The following is a 2,874-nucleotide window of genomic DNA, read 5'->3' on the forward strand; positions in this document are numbered from 1 at the left end:
AAGAGACAGCGAGCCGCTCCCGCAGCCGGACGGCGTCGCCCACCGTCCGCAACACCCGCGCCCCGGCACCCGGCAGCAAGCGCGCCCGCACCCCGGTAGCCACGACCAGCACGTCATAGGGCACCGACTCAACCGGGGTCGGCACGTCCGCGGCGCGACTGCCGTCACCGTCACCGTCAACGCAGCTCGCCGCGAGCCCGACCGTGCGGCCAGCCGGATCCAGCGACACCGCCGTCTCGCCGAGCCGGAGCGTCAGCCCCAGCTCGGCGAGACGCTCCGGCTGACGCAGCGGCAGCCGGTCGCGGGTCCATTCGCCCGCCAGGATCTGCTTGGACAGCGGAGGACGATCGTACGGCGGATGCGCCTCCGCGCCGAGGAGGGTCAGCTGCCCGGTGTGCCCGTCCCGGCGCAGCGTCTCGGCCACCGCCAGCCCGGCCGCCCCGGCCCCGACCACCAGGACACGGGCGTCCGCAGCGTCGGACACCCCCGGCCTACCAGGTCACCGGCAGGCAGTAGGCGCCGTAGACGAAACCGTCGTGCTTGAGCGGCACCTCGGCGGCATCGACGGCCAGGCGCAGGCTCGGGATGCGGCGGTAGAGCGTGCCGTAGACCACCTGGAGCTCCATCCGGGCCAGCGGCTGGCCGAGGCACTGGTGCACGCCGAACCCGAACGCGACATGGTGGCGCGCGGCGCGGCCGAGGTCGAGCCGGTCGGGGTCCGGGAAGGCCTCCGGGTCCCGGTTGCCGATGTCGTTCGGGAAGATCAGACCCTCGCCCGCGCGGATCGTCTGGCCGGCCAGCTCGATGTCCTCGAGCACGGCCCGGCGCCGCCCGGTGTGCACGATGGTGAGGTAGCGCAACAACTCCTCGACCGCGCCGGCGACCTCCCGCGGATCCTCGGCCGCGCGCAGCCGCGCGAGCTCCTCCGGGTGCTGCAGCAGCGCGAACGTGCCCAGCGCGATCATGTTCGCGGTGGTCTCGTGCCCGGCCACCAGCAGCAGCACCGCCATCTGCGCGACCGCGTCCCGGGTCAGCTCCCCGGTCCCGATCCGCTCGGCCAGCAGGGAGAGCACCCCGTCGTCCGGCTCGGCCAGCTTCCGCCCGACCAGGTCGTCGAGGTAGTCGGCCAGGCGCCTGCGGGCGGCCGCCCGCTCGTCCTCGCTCACGCTCATCCGGATCAGGACCTTGCTGTTGGCCTGGAAGAAGTCGTGGTCCTCGTAGGGGACGCCGAGCAGCCGGCAGATCACCAGCGACGGCACCGGCAGCGCGAACGCGTCCACCAGATCCACCGGCCTGGGCCCGGCCAGCAGGTCGTCGATCAGGCCGTCCACGATCTCCTGTACGCCCGGGCGCATCGCCTCGATCCGCTTGATGGCGAACGGCGCGGTGACCATGCGCCGCTGCCGGGCGTGCTCCGGATCGTCGAGCCGGATGAAGCTCAGCCCCTGCTGCCGGCTCGGCGTCCCGGCGGTCTGCAGCGGATAGCCGGGCGAGTCCGGATCGGCGCTCACCCGCGCGTCACCGAGCAGCGCCCGCTGGTCGGCGTACCGGGTGACCAGCCACGGCGTGGACCCGTCCCACAGCCGCACCCGCACCAGCGGGCCCTGCTGCTGCAGCTCGCGCACACCTGCGGGCGGGTCGAACGGGCAGCCCGGCGCCTTGGCCGCGGGGTAGTCGAGCAGCGCGCCGTCCACGTCCTCGAGGATGCTCACGACGCCACCTCCTCGAGCACGATCGCCGCCGCCGGGCAGAGCGTCGCCGCCTCGCGCACCCGCGGCAGGAGTCCGGATTCGGGTTCTGCGACGAGCAGAACCACGATCCCGTCCTCCTCGCGCTGGTCGAAGACCTCGGGGGCGACCAATACGCACTGGCCAGAGGCGCAGCACCGGTCCTGATCCACCGTCACCATGTCCACGTGATCACTCCTTGCGGGAGGTAGCCGTCCGTGCGAAGTCAACTCCGGCCGGTCACTTTAAGTCAAGCGTCCGACTTAAAGTTTCACAAATCTCTGATTCACTAGAACGTCAGGGTTCGAAGATTCGCGCGGGGCGTGCGCGGGGGCGCTTGCGTGGGGTTTGGGCTCGGGCTTGGGCTCGAGCCTCGGCTTTGGCTCGTGCGCGGGGGAGTGGCCGGTGACGACGATGTGGATGGCGCCGATCGTCGAGCGCCCACCGACCCCTGCCATCACCCCTGGATCTCCCGTGAACCCCCCTCGGATCAGCGGGCGGGGGTGACCGGGGCCAGCAGCAGCCCGGCGACCGCGTCCACCAGCAGCCGCGCGGCCCGGTCCCAGTCGGCGCGCACCGGCCGGGTGGCCGTGGCCAGGGCGCGCTCGCGGTCCGCGCAGGTGTGCTCGATCAGATGCCTGATCATCTCCAGGCGTGCCCGGCGCACCTCGGGCGGCAGTGCGGCCAGGCTCGGCCGCAGCCCGGCCGCGACGCGGACCATGCCCGGGGCCGAGCGCACCTCGCGCGAGAGGATCTCGCGCAGCACCGGGTCGATGCCCACTTGGAGTGAGAAGCGCGCGTACCAGGAGGGGCCGCCGGGTTCGGCCAGGTGCTCGGTCAGCGGCCGTACCAGGCACTCGATCCAGTCGCGCGGCCCCGCGTCGGCGCCGAGGCGCTCGAGCATCCCGACCCGGCGCAGCTCGATCAGCTGGTTGTGCCGGCGCACGATGGCCCGGATCAGGTCGGTCTTGGTGCCGAAGTGGTAGCCCACGGCCGCGTTGTTGCCCTGCCCTGCCGCCTCGCTGATCTGCCGGGCCGACACCCCGGCCAGCCCGTGCTCCGCGAACAGCCGCTCCGCCGTCGCCATGATCAGCTCCCGAGTCCCCTCGGACTGCCGCCCGCGCGCCCCCGCTGCCGCGGCCCGTCC

General features: G+C 73.1%; 4 protein-coding genes. All 4 read right to left on the bottom strand.

Features of this window, described 5'->3' with window-relative positions:
* Positions 1 to 484 (bottom strand): FAD-dependent oxidoreductase (locus tag KDL01_RS40205; protein ID WP_212533979.1); only part of this gene is annotated, 484 nt, incomplete at its 3' end.
* Between the two features lie 7 nt (positions 485 to 491).
* Positions 492 to 1,712, bottom strand: coding sequence for a cytochrome P450 (locus tag KDL01_RS40210; protein WP_307846797.1), 1,221 nt, complete (start codon positions 1,710 to 1,712; stop codon positions 492 to 494).
* A complete protein-coding gene (locus KDL01_RS40215) occupies positions 1,709 to 1,909 on the bottom strand; it encodes a ferredoxin (RefSeq protein ID WP_212533982.1) in 201 nt (66 codons plus the stop codon). The genes KDL01_RS40210 and KDL01_RS40215 overlap by 4 nt, the downstream gene beginning before the upstream one ends.
* A 308-nt stretch (positions 1,910 to 2,217) precedes the next feature.
* Positions 2,218 to 2,874 (bottom strand): TetR/AcrR family transcriptional regulator (locus KDL01_RS40220; protein WP_212533980.1); only part of this gene is annotated, 657 nt, incomplete at its 5' end.

The organism is Actinospica durhamensis, assembly GCF_018139695.1.
GTDB lineage: Bacteria > Actinomycetota > Actinomycetes > Streptomycetales > Catenulisporaceae > Actinospica > Actinospica durhamensis.